Below are 18,565 nucleotides of genomic sequence, written 5' to 3'. Positions count from 1 at the left end.
TGAAAGGTTTAATAGTTTAAACTATTAAACTAAAATATGAATGATAAAATTAAAGAACGAGCAAATTTTTTAAGAGATAACATGATTCTAAGCACTCAGGAACTGGTTAGGATCCCCAGTGTTGAGGCAGCTGCTGAAGCTGATTATCCTTATGGTAAAGAAGTCTATAAAGCACTGGCTAAAGCGTTAGAAATCTCTGAGAAATTAGGTTTTAAAACAAAGAATATAGATAATCAGGCAGCTCATGTAGAAATGGGAGAGGGAAAGGAAGTGCTTGGCCTGCTCTGCCATCTGGATGTGGTACCTGAGGGTAGTGATTGGACATATCCTCCTTATGCTGCTGAAATTCATGATAATAAGATATATGGTAGGGGAACTATAGATGACAAAGGGCCTGCTGTTGCTGCTCTTTATGGAATGAAGATTGTGCAGGAACTTGGAGTTGAGTTGAATAAGAAAGTGCGATTAATTCTCGGTACTAATGAAGAGTCGGGCATGGCTTCTCTTGATTATTATCTGAAAAAAGAACAAATGCCTGATCTGGCCTTCAGTCCTGATGCAACCTTCCCCGCCATCCATGCAGAAAAAGGGATTTTAGATCTTAAATTTTCAGCCAGCCTAAAAGTTGAAAATCAGAAAGGCCTTCAGCTTCAAAAAATCAGGGGAGGAAATGCGACTAATATGGTTCCTGATTATGCAGAAGCAGTGATTTCAGGAATCAAAAAAGAAAAATTGCTGGAATTGCTATCTGATCTTGAATATGATAAAAATCAGTTAAAATTAGAGTCAGAAAATGAAAATTTAAAACTAAGCTATCATGGCATTTCAGCCCATGGGAGTATGCCGGAAGATGGTAAAAATGCTATTTCGTATTTAATTTCTGTACTGGCTGAGCTTCCATTTGTAAATTCAGGAGTAAAAGATTTTTTGGATTTTTATAAGAATAAAATTGGTCTTGAATACGATGGTGCTTCAATTGGTTGTAAGGATCAGGATGATGTACCAACTGCTTTAACTTTTAATACAGGTATTATTAAAGGAGATCAGTCAAAGATAGAATTTATTGTTAATATTCGCTATCCTGTTAAATCCAGTGCTGAAAAAGTAGTGGCTGACATTAAAGAAAATCTTAATCGACTTATTGAAGTGGAATTGTTGAGCGATGCCGAACCATTATATGTTGCAAAAGATGATCCATTTATCAAAAAGCTGCTTTCAGCCTATCGAGAATTTACTGGTGATGACAGTGATCCAATAGCTATTGGTGGTGGAACCTATGCTCGTAAAGTTAAAAAGGGGGTAGCATTTGGACCTCTCTTTCCAGGACAGCCTGAACTGGCACATCAAAAAGATGAAAATATTAGAATTGATGATCTGGTTAAAAGTGCTGCTATTTATGCCAAAGCAATTATTGATATAGCCGGGGTGAACGAAAATGAATAGACAGGCAGAAGAACTGATAAAATTTATTGATAATTCCCCAACTGCTTTTCATGCAGCAGCAGAATTGAAAAAACAATTAAAAAAGGCGGGTTTTAAGGAACTAAACGCCGCTCATAAATGGGATTTAAAAAAAGGAGAAAAATATTTTGTTAGCCGTAACGATTCTGCTCTAATAGCTTTCGTTACTGGCAAAGATTTTTTGAATCAGGGTCTGAGAATTATTTCTTCCCATACTGACAGCCCGGGATTAAAAGTGAAACCAGACCCAGTAATTAACAGTGATGGACAGTATGTATTAAATACTGAAATTTACGGGGGGCCAATTTTAAACACCTGGTATGATAGGGATTTATCACTGGCCGGTAAAATTGTACTCAAATCTGAAAATTCATTTGAGTTAAAAGAACGACTAATTGATTTAAATAAAAATTTGGCTGTGATACCCAATCTGCCAATTCATCTTAACAAAGATGTTAATCAAAAAGGGGAAATTGATCAGAAAAAAGGTCTGCGCGCCTTACTCACTCAGGATTTAGAAAAAAATAATGTTAAATCAAATTCTAAAACTGATTTAACAATTAAGGATTTAATTGCCCAGGTAAGTGACTTTAGTGCAGCTGAAATTTTGGAAACAGAATTATATCTTTATCCGACTCAAAAAGCTCATTTTTTGGGACCAAACCAGGAATACATCGCAGCTGGCCGCCAGGATAATCTGGCTATGGTTCATGCTTCCTTAAAGGCTCTCCTGATGTCTAAGGTAGAGGACTGGACTCAAATGGCTATTTTTTATGATAATGAAGAAATCGGGAGCCATACTCCTCAGGGAGCTGACTCTCCTTTTGCTGGAGATTTAATTGAAAGAATAATTTACAATCTGGGAGCAGACAGAGAAGATTATTACAGAATTATAGAAAAATCATTTCTGATTTCTGCTGATATGGCCCATGCAGTACACCCAAACTTTAGTGAAGAATATGATCAAAACAACAGACCCTTATTAAATCAAGGTCCTGTTATTAAATATAATGCTAATTTAAAATATACCACTAATGCAGGTACAGCCGGGGTGCTGATTGATTTAATGCAAAAAAATAATATCTCCTATCAAATTTACAGTAATCGTACTGACAAACGCGGCGGCTCAACAATTGGGCCCATTGCAGCAACACAGCTGGGAATTAAAAGTATCGATCTGGGTAATCCTCTGCTGGCAATGCATTCCAGTCGAGAATTGGGTGGTAGTTCTGATCAAAAAGAAATGATTAAGTTGATGAATTTATTTTTTCAGCAAAAGTAGCTAGGAGGAATCACTGTGACAAACTTTAGTTTTTCAAAATTAGAAGATAGAGAAAATACAATGTCGGCTAAATGGGATAAAAAAAGCGATATTTTTGGCAACGAAAATATTTTACCGATGTGGGTTGCTGATTCTGACTGGCAGACAGCTCCTTCAGTTAAAAAAGCTCTCCAAAAGAGGGCGGAAGCCGGAATTTTTGGCTATAGTTTTGCTGATCAAAGTATTTATGAGGCAGTAGAGAACTGGCTTAAGAGGAGATTTGACCTTGAAATTGAGAGAGATTGGTTATTGTTTGATACAGGTGTTGTTCCAGCAATAAATTTTACTCTGAAGGCGATTACTAGAGAGAATGATGCTGTAATTATTCAACCCCCTGTTTATCGACCCTTTTTTGGCGCAGTTAAAAATAATAACTGTCATCTTATTAAAAATCAATTATTAAAAGAAGATAATCACTATCGAATGGATTTAAATAGTTTAAAAAGAGATATAGAAAGAGCAGAGGATAAGGGTCAGAAAGTAAGAGCAATGATTCTCTGCAGCCCCCATAATCCTGTTGGTCGGGTCTGGCAGCAGGAGGAGTTGGTGGAGCTTCTTCGTCTGCTTAAAAATAAGGGCATCTATCTTTTAAGTGATGAAATCCATTCTGACCTCATCTATCCAGAATATCAGCATACGCCAGTACTTAAATTACTTTTGAAGCAGGAAGAATTTAATGATTATCGACAAAAGGTAGTAAGTTTTATGGCTGCCAGTAAGACTTTTAATATTGCAGGTTTACATACTTCCTATACAATTATTGAATCAGAAAAAATACGCAGGCAATATCAAAAAGCAAAAGATGGCTTTGGAACTGGAAATAGCCCTTTTGGTCTGCTTGCACTAAGGGCAGCCTATAATGAAGGAGAAGATTGGTTAGAGGCACAGATGAAGTATTTAGCAGCAAACTATAATTTTTTAAATGAATTTCTTAAAAATGATTTACCAGAGATAAAAGCAGTTGCCTCCGAAGGAACTTATTTAGTCTGGTTGGACTGCAGTGGGCTTGGTTTTAAAACTGATGAAAAATTAATTGAATTTATGAACAAAAAAGCAGAGGTTGGTCTTAATCCGGGGCGTTGGTTTGGAGATGCGGGCTCAATGCATATGCGGCTGAATCTTGCCTGTCCCCGTCAGAGACTTAAAGATGGGTTAGAGAGAATCAAAGCTGCTGTAGAATCTTATTTATAAAATGAAATAAAAGAAAGGAAGTTTTTATTTGACAGATGTAATAATAATTGGAGGTGGTCCAGCAGGGATGATGGCTGCTCTGCAGGCTGCCAGTAATAAGAATAAAGTTACTTTAATCGAAAAGAATAAAAATCTTGGCAAAAAATTATTGATTACGGGTAAAGGACGCTGTAACCTGACAAACTATTCGGATTTAAATCAGCATATAAAAAATATTATAGATAATCCTCAGTTTATGTACAGCTCTCTGGCCGAATTTGACGCTTACAGACTTTATTATTTTTTTGAAGGACTGGGTCTGCCGCTCAAAATAGAAAGAGGGGACAGAGTTTTCCCGGAATCCAATCGCTCACAGGATGTACTAAAAGTTTTACAGAAAGAATTATTTAAAGCAAATGTTGGGATAATACAGGATCAGGTTGAAGAAATAATTATTAATGATCAAAAAGCTCAGGGAGTAAAATTAAAATATCAGGGCCAGCTTAAAGCTGAAAAAGTAGTTCTGGCGGCCGGAGGCAGTTCTTATCCACAGACAGGTTCTGATGGTAGTGGATTTCAACTGGCCAGAACCGCAGGGCATCAAATTATCACTCCCAGACCCGGGCTATGTGGTTTAACAACCAGAGAAGACTGGATATATGAGGCAGAAGGTTTAAAATTAAAATACGTAAATCTTAAATTATTGAAAGATGGAAAAGAAATTTTCAGTCAATTTGGAGATGTAGAAATTAGAAGTAATTATTTAGATGGACCAACTATAATTTCTGCTTCAATGTATATTGACGATGATTCCGAAAATTATCAGCTGGAAATTGATTTAAAACCAGCACTTGATTATCAAAAATTGGATCAGAGACTTTTAAGAGATTTTGACAGATATTCTAACAAGTTTTTTGGTAATAGTCTGGGCGATCTTCTGCCGCAGAAGCTAATTCCTGTAATCTTAGGTCGTTCTTCTATTGAATATAAAAAAACAGTAAACCAGATTACTGCAGCGGAAAGGGAAGAGCTGATACACTTGTTAAAGAATCTAAAATTAAATATTAAAGCAAAAAAAGGATTCAAAAGGGCAATAGTTACGAGAGGTGGAATCAGTACCGAAGAAATTGATCCGGGAACAATGGAATCCAGGTTGATTAAAAATTTATATTTTGCAGGAGAGGTAATAGATCTTGCCGCAATGACCGGGGGTTATAATCTACAAATAGCCTTTTCAACAGCCTATAAAGCAGGAAATAATTTGAGTTAGATAAAAAATAACCGCAGCCAAGTGACTGCGGTTCTAATTTGAAAATTAAATTGTGAATCTTTGATATAGTAAATTACTCAGCGTCTTCTTCGTTACCCTGAAGTTTTTGAGTTATTACCTGATTAACAGAGTTCATTAACTGATTAAAATGGTTCTGTGCTTCATAGAATTCAGAGATTTTATCATTTTGCTTCATCTTTTGTTCCATCATCTGTAATTCCTGCTTTTGTTCATCACTAACCTGCTTACCATTCTGCTGCATCATTTGTACCTGCTGATATTTAGCATTTAAGTTATCAAGCATTGATTTTGCGTCTTCATCTTCTACCATGATTTCTTCTTTTTCTTTTAATTCCTGAAATTCCTGTGAGTCAACAATTGCTTCTGCAAGATCTTCCGCATGTTCCATTACTGTTGCCATTAATATTCACCTCAAATTAAATATTTAAATTTTTTCGTTTTCTAACAACCATATTTATGTTAACATCCACTACAACTTATGTCAAATAAGAATAGCATTAGGGGGAATTAATTATGTCAAATGAGTTAAAAATTGAAGTTTATTCTAAAAATTGGTGTCCATACTGTAAAAAGGCAAAAGCTTTTTTAAAAAGTAAGGGCCTTAGTTTCACTGAAATTGATATTAATGAAAAGGATAATTATGAAGTAATGCAGAAGCGAACTGGAGGAAAAACTGTACCTCAGATAATAATTAATGATCAGAGTCTTGGGGGCTATGATGATCTAATTGAGTTAGAAAACAAAGGTGAATTTAATCAATTGATCGGTAGAGAATCAAAAGACCTTTCAACCAAAGAATGGGAACTTATAATTCTGGGAGCCGGGCCAGCTGCTTTAAATGCAGCTCTTTATGCAGCGCGTAAAGGTATCGATCTCCTCTTATTGACTAAGGATATAGGAGGACAGGTAATTACTACTAATGAAATTGATAATTATTTAGGGAAAGCAGAAACTACAGGTGCAGAGGTGATCTATGATTTTTGGGACCATATTGCTAAATACGAAGTAGAGACTGTAATTGGAGAAGAAGCCGTAGAAGTTGTGGCTGGAAAACAGGGGGAAGTTATTAAAACAGATAATGGAAAAGAATATTCAACTAAAGCTGTATTAGTTGCAACCGGTGCTCAAAAAAGACACCTGGGTATGAAACAGGAATATGTATTAACAGGTAAAGGGGTTCATTACTGTGCCAGCTGTGATGCTTTTCTTTATAAAGGCCAACCGGTTGCTGTAGTAGGTGGAGGAAACTCAGGCTTGGAGGCCGCTTTAGATCTGGCTAAAATTGGTTGCAAAGTTGATCTGATTGAGCTGCAGGATAAACTAATGGGAGATGAATACCTGCAGGAAAGAGTAAATAATAATCAGGATATAACTGTTCATACTTCAACAACAGTAGATCAAATTATTGGTGATAATAAACTGGAAACAGTGATAATTAAAAATGTTAGTGATGATTCAACAGAAGAACTGGATATCAATGGTTTATTTATAGAAATTGGACTGGTTGCCAATAGCGCTTTTGTTAGTGACCTTTTAGAAACAAATAAGCAAAAAGAAATTATTATTAACGAGAGAAACGAAACAGGTGTTGAAGGTATCTGGGCTGCAGGTGATGTAACAGATATTATTGATAAGCAGATTATTATTTCAGCTGCGGAAGGTGCTAAAGCGGCCCTGAGAATTAATCATTATTTAAATTAAATTATTAAAGATCAATTAAATAATTAAACTGACTATTAAGGGTCATTTCTGTAATCTGGAGATGACCCTTTTTTTATCAAAGAAATTTGCCAGATATTATAATACTATGTATAATATAAACAAATGGAGGTGGATAAGATGGCTGCAGAAGAAATTCAAAAGCACATATTTATTTCAGGTAGAGTTCAGGGAGTCGGATTTAGAGCCTTTACTCGTAAACAGGCAGCTGTTTTGGACATAAAGGGATGGGTAAAAAACCTTAGAGATGGCAGAGTAGAAGTTAAAATTAAAGGCAAAAAGAATAAAGTAGAGAAAATGATTAATAAATTAAAAGAGGGACCTTCATTTGCTCGTGTTGATAACTTTGAAGTTAAAACAGAAAAAGCTGACGATTTTAATGAATTTGAAATACGGTTTTAATTATTTTAATAAATGAAAAAGGTTAAATTTTAAGCTGGAATAGAAAAAGAGGTGATTAAATTGGCTAAAGCTTTACTGGCTATTGATCTTCAGAACGATTTTTATGAAAATGGGGCTCTGGCTGTTCCCCAGGCTTCAGAAATCAATGCTAAAGTCAATGAACTTTTAGAATCCGACAAATACAAACTAATAGTTGCCTCTCAAGACTGGCATCCTGCTTCTCATCTTAGTTTTGCTTCGAATCATAATCAGGAGCCATTTACCCCTTATAGTGATGATCAGGGGCTGGGCCCTGTTTTATGGCCTGATCACTGTATTCAGCAGTCAGAAGGAGCAAGATTTAATTCTGAGATTAAAACTGTTCAATTTGACTATATAATGCGCAAGGGAAAAGATAGAGAGGTAGATAGTTATTCGGCTTTTCAGGATAATGATGGTTCAGATCTGGGGCTGGCCGGGCTCTTAAAGTCACTTGCAGTTGACGAAGTTGATATTGTAGGTTTAGCATTTGACTATTGCGTTAAATATACTGCTCAGGATAGTATTAAAAATGGTTTCAAAACAAATATTATTCTGGCCGGTACTAGAGCGGTAAATCCGGATAAAGTTGAGAAATTAAAAGCAGAATTAAAGGCTGCTGGAATAAATTTAAAATAATAAAAATTATAGCAATATCGAAATTATTTTTAAAAGCAGCAAAGATTAAAATAAGAACAAATATATCTTTAAAAAGGAGAGAATTTATTTGGATAAAATAGAACTTATGGCGACCAGTACTTTTGGCATGGAAGCCCTGGTCAAAAAAGAAATAAATGATTTAGGTTATAAAATTAAGGAAGTTAAAAATGGCAGAATTACCTTTGAGGGAGATCTGCAGGCAATTGCCAGAGCAAATCTATGGCTGCGAACAGCCGAAAGAGTACTGTTGAAAATTGGAGATTTTAAGGCACGTGATTTTGATCAACTCTATGAGGGAGTTAGAAGTCTAAACTGGCCCCAGTGGCTGCCCGAAAATGCAGAATTCCCTGTTAGTGCCAAGTCCATTGATTCCAAGCTGAGCAGTGTTCCTACCTGTCAGTCAGTTACAAAGAAAGCTGTAGTTGACAGAATGAAAGCAGAATATCAAAGAGATTGGTTTGATGAAGATGGCCCACTTTATCCTATTGAGCTGGCCCTTTACAAGGATCGAGCAATCTTAACAATTGATACTTCCGGTACCGGTCTCCACAAGAGAGGATACAGAGAACTTTCAGTTAAGGCTCCAATTCAGGAAACAATTGCAGCCGGGATGGTTTATTTAAGCCGCTGGGATAAGGATAGAATTCTAATCGATCCTTTCTGTGGTTCAGGAACAATTTTAATTGAAGCCGCTATGATGGCCAAAAATCAGGCTCCTGGTTTGAAAAGAAAATTCAACTCAGAAAAATGGCCGATTTTTAATGATTTCGAATGGCCCCGGGCCAGAGTTGAAGCCAAAAAAGCTAAAAAGATTAATGTTGAGCCGCGGCTGATTATGGGTTATGATCAGGATTCGGAGGCGATCAGCATTGCCCGCTATCATGCCAAACAGGCAGGGGTAGAAGATATAATTCATTTTCAAGAACAGAAGTTTAAGGATTTTTCAACCAATCGTAAATATGGTTATATAATAACCAACCCTCCCTATGGTGAAAGAATGGGAGAAAAAGAAGAGGTAGAAGAATTATACAGGGAAATGGGAGAGAAGTTCAGAAAATTAGAGACCTGGTCCTATTATATTATTACCTCTCATTCTAAATTTGAAGAATTATTTGGTAAAGAAGCCAGTAAGAGAAGAAAACTTTACAATGGTGGGGTAGAGACTCAGTACTATCAGTATTATGGTCCCTGGCCGCCAAAGAATTGAGGGAGTTAAATGACTGAATTAAGAAAATATTTTCCTCATCTTGCCGGTCTGGTCTTTAGTTCAATATTTGGCTTTTCATTTTTATTTACCAAGGAGGGACTGGAGCTAATGTCTCCATTCCACTTACTTGGTTTTCGTTTTGCAATTGCTTTTATTTCCTTGAGTATTTTAAGAATTACTGGTATAATAAATATCAATTTGAAGGGTAAAAACTTAAAAAAGCTAATTCTTTTAGCTTTTTTTCAGCCCGGAATTTATTTTATCTGCGAAACTACCGGGATGTTATATACCACCTCTTCTGAAGCCGGAATGATGATTGCTTTAATACCCGTAGCAGTTACAATACTTGCGGCACTAATTTTAAATGAAAAACCCACTTTTATTCAGAGTATCTTTGTAGGTTTATCTGTTGGGGGAGCTTTTTTTATTATTTTTAATCGGGGAGCAGCTCCGATTGCTTCTAATTACTTTGGTTTACTTTTGTTGGGAGGAGCAGTTATTGCAGCGGGATTTTATAATATTATATCCAGACAGCTTTCTCTGGAGTTTAGACCGGTAGAAATTACATATGTAATGATGGGTTTTGGAGCTTTAATTTTTAACATAATTGCGATTTATAGAAAGAATTTTGAACTGAGTAATTATTTTGATCTTTTGCTGGAAAAAGATGTTTTAATATCTGTGATTTATCTGGGTGTTTTTTCGTCAGTAGTGGCTTTTTTTATGATGAATTACACTCTTTCTAAAATCACAGCAGCAGAATCAGCTGTTTTTGCCAATCTGACCACCGTGGTTTCTATAATTGCCGGGGTCGTGTTTAGAAATGAGCCGTTTTTTAAATTCCAGGTAGTGGGAGCAGTTTTAATCATAATTGGTGTCTGGGGGACAAATTACTTTGGACGCCCCGTAGTAGAGAAAGGAGAAGAAATTTATGAAAAAGTATAATGTAGCAGTAGTAGGAGCAACAGGTTTAGTAGGTAGAGAAATGCTTAAGACTCTAAGTCAGAGGGATTTTCCAATTGATCAGCTTAAGGTAATTGCCTCTGAGCGTTCTGAAGGTAAAAAAATTCAATTTGAAGATAGAGAATTAACCGTAGAATCTGTCAGGGAAGGTACTTTTGAGAGCATAGATATCGCGCTCTTTTCTGCCGGTAGTGGAGTCTCAAAAGAAGTGGCACCTCAGGTAAAAAGTGCTGGCGGGATTGTTATCGATAATAGTAATGCTTTTAGAATGGATCCGGATGCTCCTTTAGTTGTGCCGGAAGTTAATGGAGAAGATTTAAGAGAACATCAGCAGATTATTGCCAATCCAAACTGTTCGACTATTCAGATGGTAATGCTTTTAAAACCACTTGCCGAAAAATTTGGTCTAAAAAGATTGGTCATAAATACCTATCAGGCAGTTTCCGGGGCTGGCAAAAAAGCAGTTGATGAGTTAATAGAGCAGACTAAGGCCTATTTAAATAAAGAAGAAATCAAAAAAGAAAATTTTAATCATCAGATTGCCTTTAATGCAATTCCACAGATTGATGTCTTTTTAGATAATGATTATACAAAAGAAGAAATGAAAATGGTAAATGAGACTCATAAAATTTTACACGATCCTGATTTACCGGTAACAGCAACCTGTGTTAGGATACCTGTAATTTTTGGGCACGGAGAATCTTTAAATATTGAACTGCAGAATGATTTTAAAATTGAAGCGGTCAAGGAATTGTTCAGTCAGACTAAAAATGTAGAAGTAATTGATAATCCTGCAGCAGAAGAATACCCCCTCCAGATTGACACTGAAAATAATGATAATGTTTTAGTAGGCAGAATCAGAAGAGACAATTCGGTGGAAAATGGAATCAATCTCTGGCTGACAGCAAATAACCTGCGTAAAGGTGCGGCTTTAAATGCTGTTCAGATTGCAGAATATTTAGTGGAGAATAACTTAGTTTAGAACTAAAAAGATTTTCTTAAAATTATAAAAGCTTAATTCTGCTTGTTTTTTATTTGGTTTATATGTATAATAGTATTAACGCTTTGGACGGGTTTCTATTATATTTTCAATTACAGGCAGAATTAAGTATTTTTTTTGTGTAAATTTATTTGAATGGAATTATTAAAAAATAAATATGTAGTTAAGGAAGAATGTTTAGATTGTTTGGAATAAGTTTTTAGATTTGTTTTAAAATACTATGGAGGTGTTTTGTTTTTTAAATGAGTGATAACAATAAAATAAAGAATGTTTCAATGACCAACTTAGGTGGAGTCGGAGAAATTGGAAAGAATATGTGGGTTCTGGAAATTGACGATGAAATGTTGATAATTGATTCGGGTGTTAAATTTCCAGAAAATGACTTGCTTGGAATAGACCTGGTGATTCCTGATTATGATTATGTGATTAAGAATAAAGATAAGATTAACGGGATTGTTTTAACACATGGTCATTTAGATCATATAGGAGGGCTGCCCTATTTATTAAAGGAAATTAATGTTCCTATTTATGGAACCAAACTGACCCTTGGTCTTTTAGAAGGCAACTTAAAGGAGCATCGACTCTTAAAAGATACAAGATTAAAGGTAGTTCATCCTGGTAAGCAGTATCAGGTTGGTAATTTTGGAGTTGAATTTGTAAGAGTAAATCACAGTATCGCTGATACTTGTGCTCTTGCTATTGAAACTCCGCTGGGTTCAATTGTTTACGCCAGTGATTTTAAATTTGATCAGACTCCTATTGATGGAGAGGTTGCAGATTTTCACAGGCTGGCAGAACTTGGAGATAGTAAAGAAGGTGTTCTGGCCCTGTTTTCTGATAGTACAAATGTTGAGAGAGAAGGATATACATTATCAGAAAAAGTGGTGGGCGAAACTGTTGATGAAATACTCAGGGGAGCAAGAGAGAGGGTAATTATTGCGACTTTTGCTTCTAATATTCATCGGGTTCAGCAGGTTGTAGATGCAGCCTTTAAATATAATCGAAAAATTGCCTTTTCCGGCCGCAGCATGCTTAATAATGTTGATATAGCTCGCAGACTTGGTTATTTGCAGATACCAGAGGACATGATAGTTGATATTAGAGATATAGAAGACCTGCCTGATAGTAAAGTAACTTTATTAACAACCGGAAGTCAGGGTGAGCCTTATGCTGCTCTAACCAGAATGTCTCGCGGTGACCATTACCATATCAACATTAAAGAAGGAGATACAGTTATGATTTCTGCTTCTGCAATTCCAGGTAATGAAAAATTTGTTGGTCAAACTATCAACAAATTATATCGTCGGGGAGCTAATGTTATTTATGAAGATGTTTCTGGTGTTCATGTTTCCGGTCATGCCAGTCAGGAAGAATTGAAATTAATGCTTAATCTGGTTAAGCCGAAATATTTTGTGCCTGTACACGGTGAATACAGACATCTTTACAAACATGCTGATCTGGCAGAAAAAGTTGGTATACCACGGGATAATATTTATATTTCCGACGTTGGTGATAAGATTAAATTCACTGAAGAAAAGGTCGAAAAAGACTATAATGTTCAGTCCGGGGATGTTTTAATCGATGGTCTGGGCATTGGTGATGTTGGTAATATAGTGTTAAGAGATAGAAAATTATTATCAGAAGATGGGATAATAATTGTTGTTGTAACAATTGATAAAAATGGTAATATTCTGGTTGGTCCAGATATTATCACCAGGGGTTTTGTTTATATCAGAGAATCTGAGGAACTTATTGAAGCAGCGACAAAAAGAGTTGAGGATGCACTTAAAGACTGTGAAAATAATAATGTAACAGAGTGGTCAGTGCTTAAAAATACTATCCGCAATTCACTTAATAATTATATTTACCAGAAGATAAAAAGAAATCCGATGATTTTACCTGTGATTATGGAAGTATAGAAACTGAGCTTAAATTAACCAGCTGTGTAAAAGCAGCTGGTTTTAAATTTGAACATATGTTTCTAAGTGTGATATAATGCATATTGTAGAAAGGGAGGAATTAAAATTGAATAGTTTACAGGCAATTTTTCTTGGTTTAATTCAGGGTTTAACAGAATTTATTCCGGTTAGCAGTTCCGGTCATTTAGTAATTGCTCAACATTTTTTTAAGATAAAGGAAGATCAAATTTTATTTAATGTTATTTTACATATCGGGACTTTGATTCCAATTTTTATTATTTTCTGGCAGGATATTAAAGATATGATTTTATTAAAGCAGGAAAAAAGGAAAGAAACATTTTATATATTACTGGCGATCATACCAACGGGAATTATTGGAGTTTTATTTGAAGATTTTTTTGAGAATCTTTTTTCAAATGCTTATTTAACAGCTTTAATGTTAATTGTAACAGGCCTTATTTTATATATTACTGAAAAAATTGATGGAGGAGAAAAGGAAGTAGCGGAATTAAAATTCTGGCAACCAATAATAGTCGGTTTGGCTCAGGGAGGGGCAATAATACCGGGGATTTCACGTTCTGGTACTACAATTGCAGCTTCTTTATTTCAGAATCTGAATAGAAAAGCAGCAGCTCGATTTTCATTTTTAATGTCAATACCGGTTATTGGTGGAGCTGGTTTCCTGCAATTTTTAAAAGTAGTAGATAGCGGAAGTTTTGATTTAGAGCTAAAAGTTGTTTTGCTCGGCTTTTTTTCAGCAGTAATTTCAGGTTATCTGGCAATTAAAATTTTGTTAAAAGTGCTGGCAGAAAAAAAATTAAACTATTTTAGTTATTACTGCTGGTCTGTAGCTGCTGCAGTTATTATAATTAATTTAATCAGCTAATTAAATTATAAATATAGAAAATCTTGTTATTTTGATTTTTTTAATTAATATTAGAGTTTTAAATATTTAATTTTTAATAAATTAACAATTCAGGAGGGGCAGAGATGAGTGAGCAAAAAACTGATTCTAGAATTGAAAAAAGAAAAAATGAGATTCTGGGTCTCTTTTTAATTACCTTTGCTGCAATTAGCTATTTTGCTATTTTTAGTCATTCAGCAGGTCTGCTGGGTAATTATATTAGCCGAGCTTATTATTTTTTGGTGGGAAGCGGCAGCTATATTCTGCCTCTTTTATTTATCTACTGGGGTATCCAGCTTATTCGGTCAAAAAAAATAAAGTTTTCAGGCAGATTTTTAGGGCTTCTTGTTTCATTTATTGCGATTATATCTATTATTAATTTAAATGAAGGTGGAGGATTTTTTCTTAATACACCTCAAAATGCAGCAGGCGGAATCATTGGAAGCACTATTAGCTATTTTTTGACAGAATTATTCGCTGTAAATGGAGCCTATATTATTCTATCGGTTATATTATTAATTGGAATTCTTTTATTATTTGATCTATTTTTACATAATATTTTTCAAAAAACCAAAGCGCAATTTTTAGCTTTTAAAAGTTTATTATTAAGTTTAAATGATAAAATTAAAGATTTTTTTGCCAATCTTTCGTTAGCTAGATTTAATATTTTTGCTAAAATAAAGAAAATGACTGCTGCAAGAAAGCAAAAAAAGCAGGCTGAAAAGAAAAAAAGAGAAGAGCAAAATAGCATTGTTCGAGCAGATAAAGGTAAAAAAGATAAGGAAAAAGCAGAAACAGCCGAAAATACTAGCCTTAATCCAAATCTGGCTGAGAATAAAACTAAGCAAAAAACGAATAAAAAGCAAAATATTGATAACAAAAAGCAGGGAGAGGAAAAATCTAATTCTGTTGAATCAAATACGGAAATTACTGAAGATTTTGATATCACTAGAGATCAGTCAAAAAATGTTAAAGATCAGGGTGAAAAACATGGTGATTATACTCTGCCCGGGATTTCTCTTCTAAATGATTCCGGGAAAAAGAAAGTTAAACTTGCAAATAAAAGTGAACTGCTGGAAGAAACACTAAGCAGTTTTGGAGTTGAAGCAAAAGTAATAAATGTTAACCACGGACCAACAATTACACGTTATGAGATTCAACCAGCCACCGGAGTAAAGGTCAGCAAAATTGTTAATCTTTCTGACGATATAGCTCTCGCCCTGGCAGCCAGAGATGTAAGGATAGAAGCGCCGATACCAGGTAAGGCTGCAGTGGGAATTGAGGTTCCTCATGGTAATGATATTACAGTTTCATTTAGAGATGTTATTGTATCAGAAGAATTTCAAAAAGCTGAAGATAAACTTACCCTTGCTCTGGGAAAAGGAATTGATGGTGATACTGCAGTCTTTAATCTGGCTAAAATGCCTCATCTCTTAGTTGCCGGTGCGACTGGTTCAGGTAAGAGTGTCTGTATTAATACCTTAATTAGCAGTATTCTTTATCGTGCCACTCCAGAAGAGGTTAAATTATTACTTGTAGATCCGAAAAAAGTAGAACTAAATATTTATCAGGGTTTACCTCATCTAATAACTCCTGTGGTTACAGATCCCAAAAAAGCAGCCAATGTATTAAAACTTGTTGTAGAAGAGATGGAAAATCGCTATGATTTATTCTCTGAAACTGGGAGCAGAGGAATTGAATCTTATAATAAACAGGTTGATGATCCAGAGGATAAATTGCCCTATATTGTAGTGATAATTGACGAATTGTCTGATTTGATGATGGTAGCTGCTAATGAAGTTGAAGATAATATTTGTCGGCTGGCTCAAATGTCAAGAGCAGCAGGTATTCATTTAATAATAGCTACTCAGCGACCATCAGTCGATGTAATTACTGGTTTGATTAAGGCAAATATTCCAAGTCGGATTTCTTTTGCTGTTTCATCTGCTACTGATTCTCGCACAATTTTAGATATGGGAGGAGCAGAAAAATTACTGGGTAAAGGAGATATGCTTTTTGCTCCGGTTGGAATGCAAAAGCCTCAACGAATTCAAGGTTCTTTTTTAACTGATCAGGAAATTTCTGAAATAACATCTTTTGTTAAAGAACAGGCGACAGCCGAATACAAAATAGAAAAAGATGATATTAAGGAAGTCGAATTATCAATTGATGATGAGCAGGACGAATTATACGAAGAAGCAGTAAAGCTAGTTGTCAAGTATAGAGCCTCTATTTCTATGCTGCAGAGAAGATTGCATATTGGCCATTCTCGGGCAGCAAGGTTGATCGATACTATGGAAGAAGATGGCATTGTAGGTCCCTATGCCGGCAGTAAACCTCGCGAAGTTCTGGTGGAAGAAGAAGATCTGGAAGCAATTTTGAATGGTGAGTATGAGGATGAGCAAAATAAAAATAATGATCAAAAGAGTTAAAATCTTGACAAAAAAATTGAATTGTGATACTATTTAGGTAGTTGTCAGACAGGTAAGACGTCTGAAGAAAGGAGGGGTGGACTGGGAATTTGGATATACTAAAACATGATAAGAGACCACTTTATTTAAAGATTAAGGAGCACATTGAAAACTTAATTGATCAGGAAATTTATGAGGCAGGAGACAAACTTCCTTCTGAGACAGCTTTTGCAAGAGAATTAGATGTTAGCAGAGCCAGCCTAAGAGAAGCGCTGCGAGTCTTAGAAAAAGAAGGTAAAATTATTAAAAGTCAGGGGGTAGGAACCTTTGTTTCAAAACCAATTCCCCGTTTTAAAAGAGGAATTGAAGAGCTATTTAGTGTAACTGATACAATTAAAAATGAAGGCTTTACCCCGGGAACAAGAGGTTTGGAAATTAAAAAGACAAAAATTGACAAACATCTTGCTCTAAAGATGAATATTAACGAGGATGATCAAATATTAAAATTACAGAGAATAAGAACGGCAGATGAAAAACCTGTTGTTTTCTGTATTGATTTTTTAAATACAAATCTTTTTCCAATTAATATTGATGATGATTTTAGTCACTCTTTATTTGATTTACTGGAGAATAAATATGACTTAAAAATTAAATATGCTGTGGCAGAAATTATACCAGTTACAGCCAAAGGAAAATTAATGGAAAAATTAAATGTAAAAAAACACAGTCCAATATTACTTTTAGAACAGATGCATTATGATGAACAGGAGAGATTATTTCTATATTCAAAAAATTATTTTAGAAGTGATCAATTCCAGTTTAAAGTCTTAAGAAGTAGGTAATTTATTAATTATTTTTAATATAGTTAATTTTGGAACAATTAACTATATTTGAAGTGTTTTATGTTGCAAATATAATATAAAAATGTTATATTATAATTGCAATTCACAAATTTTGGTACCATTAAAAAAATATATGAGGGGGTCATTATTTTGAAGAAAGTTTTAAGTTTAGCTATTGTTTTTGCCTTTGTTATGATGGTGGTATTTGCCGCAGTTCCAGCAGCTGCTCAGGACACTAGAGTAGGTATTGTTTTATCTACTGGTGGTCTTGGAGATCTATCATTTAATGATGCAGCATACCGCGGTCTGCAGAGAGCAGAAGATGAACTGGGTATTTCATTTGATTATATTGAACCTGCTGATCCTTCTGAAGATCAGACAGCCTTACGCCGTTTTGCTTCCAGAGGTTATGATTTAGTTATTGGTGTAGGTTTTCAAATGGCAGATAGTTTAAGAACTGTTGCTGGTGAATATCCTGATACAAAATTTGCTCATGTTGATCAGTATTTTGAAGATATTCCTGATAACATTGTCAGCCTTAACTTTGCTGAATGGGAAGGTTCATTCCTTGCTGGTGCTCTTGCTGCACTAACAAGTGAAAATGGTAATGTTGGTTTTGTTGGTGGAGTAGATTTTGCTTTAATTCACCGTTTTGAAGGTGGTTTCTATCAGGGGGCAAGATATATTAATCCTGATATCGAAATTCAGAGCAGATATGCTGATGATTTTGGTGATCCAGCAAGAGGTAGAGAAATTGCACTTGGTATGATTGATGATGGTGCAGATGTAATTTATCATGCAGCTGGTGGTACTGGTTCTGGAGTTTTCCAGGCAGCTGAAGAAGAAGACATTTATGCAATTGGTGTAGATTCAAATCAGAACTATGTTGCTCCAGGTCATGTAATTGCAAGTATGCTTAAAAAAGTAGATAATGCTGTATTTGATACAGTTAAATCTGTAGTAGAAGGAAACTATCAGGGAGGTAATAACTTATACTTTACCTTAGCTGATGGTGGTGTTGATCTAACCAGTTTAACTGAGGTTGGCCAGCCAGTATTAGATGCTCACGATAATGGAACAATTACTGATGAAGAATTGGAAACTATCAGACAAATGAAAGAAAATGTAACTTCTCCTTATGCAGATCGTATCGCTGAAATTAAAGAAATGATCATTAATGGCGAAATCGAAGTAGAAAACTGGGGAGAAACTGGCAGACCTGATAACCTTTAATAATTAGTACAAATTATATTTAACTTAAAGGGCTCTGCTTTTTA

General features: G+C 35.1%; 16 protein-coding genes. 15 read left to right on the top strand and 1 reads right to left on the bottom strand.

Translation table 11 applies throughout. The features are described from left to right. Positions 1-36 precede the first annotated feature (36 nt). From pepV to BW929_RS01085, 4 genes are read left to right on the top strand one after another with little or no spacing between them, the layout of a single operon-like run. Positions 37-1,443, top strand: a complete 1,407-nt coding sequence (gene pepV, locus BW929_RS01100) for a dipeptidase PepV (RefSeq protein ID WP_076543514.1) — start codon at positions 37-39, stop codon at positions 1,441-1,443. Then, positions 1,436-2,743, top strand: a complete 1,308-nt coding sequence (locus tag BW929_RS01095) for a M18 family aminopeptidase (protein ID WP_076543513.1) — start codon at positions 1,436-1,438, stop codon at positions 2,741-2,743. Before pepV ends, BW929_RS01095 begins: the two co-directional genes overlap by 8 nt. 15 nt (positions 2,744-2,758) lie before the next feature. After that, a complete protein-coding gene (locus BW929_RS01090; RefSeq protein WP_076543512.1) occupies positions 2,759-3,973 on the top strand; it encodes a MalY/PatB family protein in 1,215 nt (404 codons plus the stop codon). A 28-nt stretch (positions 3,974-4,001) separates the two neighbouring features. Further along, positions 4,002-5,222, top strand: a complete 1,221-nt coding sequence (locus BW929_RS01085) for a BaiN/RdsA family NAD(P)/FAD-dependent oxidoreductase (RefSeq protein WP_076543511.1) — start codon at positions 4,002-4,004, stop codon at positions 5,220-5,222. Between the two features lie 73 nt (positions 5,223-5,295). Here BW929_RS01085 and BW929_RS01080 read toward each other — a convergent pair whose 3' ends face one another. Then, positions 5,296-5,643: a YlbF/YmcA family competence regulator gene (locus BW929_RS01080; RefSeq protein WP_076543510.1), complete on the bottom strand. Its 348-nt coding sequence runs from the start codon at positions 5,641-5,643 to the stop codon at positions 5,296-5,298. A gap of 113 nt (positions 5,644-5,756) precedes the next feature. Between BW929_RS01080 and grxC the strand changes: the two genes are divergently transcribed. The 11 genes from grxC to BW929_RS01025 all read left to right on the top strand — a co-directional run bounded on the left by grxC (position 5,757) and on the right by BW929_RS01025 (position 18,521). Then, positions 5,757-6,944 carry a glutaredoxin 3 gene (grxC, locus tag BW929_RS01075; RefSeq protein ID WP_076543509.1) on the top strand — a complete coding sequence of 396 codons (1,188 nt, stop codon included), beginning with the start codon at positions 5,757-5,759 and terminating at the stop codon, positions 6,942-6,944. Between the two features lie 138 nt (positions 6,945-7,082). Beyond that, on the top strand, positions 7,083-7,364 hold the full coding sequence (locus BW929_RS01070) for an acylphosphatase (RefSeq protein WP_076543508.1): 282 nt from the start codon (positions 7,083-7,085) through the stop codon (positions 7,362-7,364). A gap of 60 nt (positions 7,365-7,424) precedes the next feature. Then, positions 7,425-8,021, top strand: coding sequence for a bifunctional nicotinamidase/pyrazinamidase (pncA, locus tag BW929_RS01065; protein WP_076543507.1), 597 nt, complete (start codon positions 7,425-7,427; stop codon positions 8,019-8,021). Positions 8,022-8,109: 88 nt separating this feature from the next. Further along, complete coding sequence (locus BW929_RS01060; RefSeq protein ID WP_076543506.1) at positions 8,110-9,249, top strand: THUMP domain-containing class I SAM-dependent RNA methyltransferase; 1,140 nt, start codon at positions 8,110-8,112, stop codon at positions 9,247-9,249. A 9-nt stretch (positions 9,250-9,258) separates the two neighbouring features. Next, on the top strand, positions 9,259-10,194 hold the full coding sequence (locus BW929_RS01055; protein WP_076543505.1) for a DMT family transporter: 936 nt from the start codon (positions 9,259-9,261) through the stop codon (positions 10,192-10,194). Then, positions 10,181-11,194, top strand: a complete 1,014-nt coding sequence (locus BW929_RS01050) for an aspartate-semialdehyde dehydrogenase (RefSeq protein ID WP_076543504.1) — start codon at positions 10,181-10,183, stop codon at positions 11,192-11,194. The genes BW929_RS01055 and BW929_RS01050 overlap by 14 nt, the downstream gene beginning before the upstream one ends. Before the next feature lie 260 nt (positions 11,195-11,454). Then, complete coding sequence (locus BW929_RS01045; RefSeq protein WP_076543503.1) at positions 11,455-13,131, top strand: ribonuclease J; 1,677 nt, start codon at positions 11,455-11,457, stop codon at positions 13,129-13,131. A gap of 106 nt (positions 13,132-13,237) precedes the next feature. Continuing rightward, positions 13,238-14,017 (top strand): undecaprenyl-diphosphate phosphatase, encoded by a 780-nt coding sequence (locus tag BW929_RS01040; RefSeq protein WP_076543502.1) that lies wholly within the window; start codon positions 13,238-13,240, stop codon positions 14,015-14,017. Between the two features lie 104 nt (positions 14,018-14,121). Continuing rightward, positions 14,122-16,467, top strand: a complete 2,346-nt coding sequence (locus BW929_RS01035) for a DNA translocase FtsK (protein ID WP_076543501.1) — start codon at positions 14,122-14,124, stop codon at positions 16,465-16,467. Between the two features lie 89 nt (positions 16,468-16,556). Then, positions 16,557-17,288: a GntR family transcriptional regulator gene (locus BW929_RS01030; RefSeq protein ID WP_084566038.1), complete on the top strand. Its 732-nt coding sequence runs from the start codon at positions 16,557-16,559 to the stop codon at positions 17,286-17,288. Positions 17,289-17,438: 150 nt separating this feature from the next. After that, positions 17,439-18,521 carry a BMP family lipoprotein gene (locus BW929_RS01025; RefSeq protein WP_076543500.1) on the top strand — a complete coding sequence of 361 codons (1,083 nt, stop codon included), beginning with the start codon at positions 17,439-17,441 and terminating at the stop codon, positions 18,519-18,521. Positions 18,522-18,565 lie beyond the last annotated feature (44 nt).

The organism is Halanaerobium kushneri, assembly GCF_900156285.1.
GTDB lineage: Bacteria > Bacillota > Halanaerobiia > Halanaerobiales > Halanaerobiaceae > Halanaerobium > Halanaerobium kushneri.
The sequence above is the reverse complement of the archived record's forward strand: the minus strand, read 5'-3'. Positions and strand labels throughout refer to the sequence as shown.

What these genes read in the sequence shown, in the direction of transcription:
- BW929_RS01055 (WP_076543505.1), top strand. Translation starts at nt 9,259, where the DNA reads ATGACTGAATTAAGAAAATATTTTCCTCATCTTGCCGGTCTGGTCTTT.
- BW929_RS01070 (WP_076543508.1), top strand. Translation starts at nt 7,083, where the DNA reads ATGGCTGCAGAAGAAATTCAAAAGCACATATTTATTTCAGGTAGAGTT.
- BW929_RS01050 (WP_076543504.1), top strand. Translation starts at nt 10,181, where the DNA reads ATGAAAAAGTATAATGTAGCAGTAGTAGGAGCAACAGGTTTAGTAGGT.
- pepV (WP_076543514.1), top strand. Translation starts at nt 37, where the DNA reads ATGAATGATAAAATTAAAGAACGAGCAAATTTTTTAAGAGATAACATG.
- BW929_RS01080 (WP_076543510.1), bottom strand. Translation starts at nt 5,643, where the DNA reads ATGGCAACAGTAATGGAACATGCGGAAGATCTTGCAGAAGCAATTGTT.
- BW929_RS01095 (WP_076543513.1), top strand. Translation starts at nt 1,436, where the DNA reads ATGAATAGACAGGCAGAAGAACTGATAAAATTTATTGATAATTCCCCA.
- BW929_RS01045 (WP_076543503.1), top strand. Translation starts at nt 11,455, where the DNA reads ATGAGTGATAACAATAAAATAAAGAATGTTTCAATGACCAACTTAGGT.
- grxC (WP_076543509.1), top strand. Translation starts at nt 5,757, where the DNA reads ATGTCAAATGAGTTAAAAATTGAAGTTTATTCTAAAAATTGGTGTCCA.
- BW929_RS01035 (WP_076543501.1), top strand. Translation starts at nt 14,122, where the DNA reads ATGAGTGAGCAAAAAACTGATTCTAGAATTGAAAAAAGAAAAAATGAG.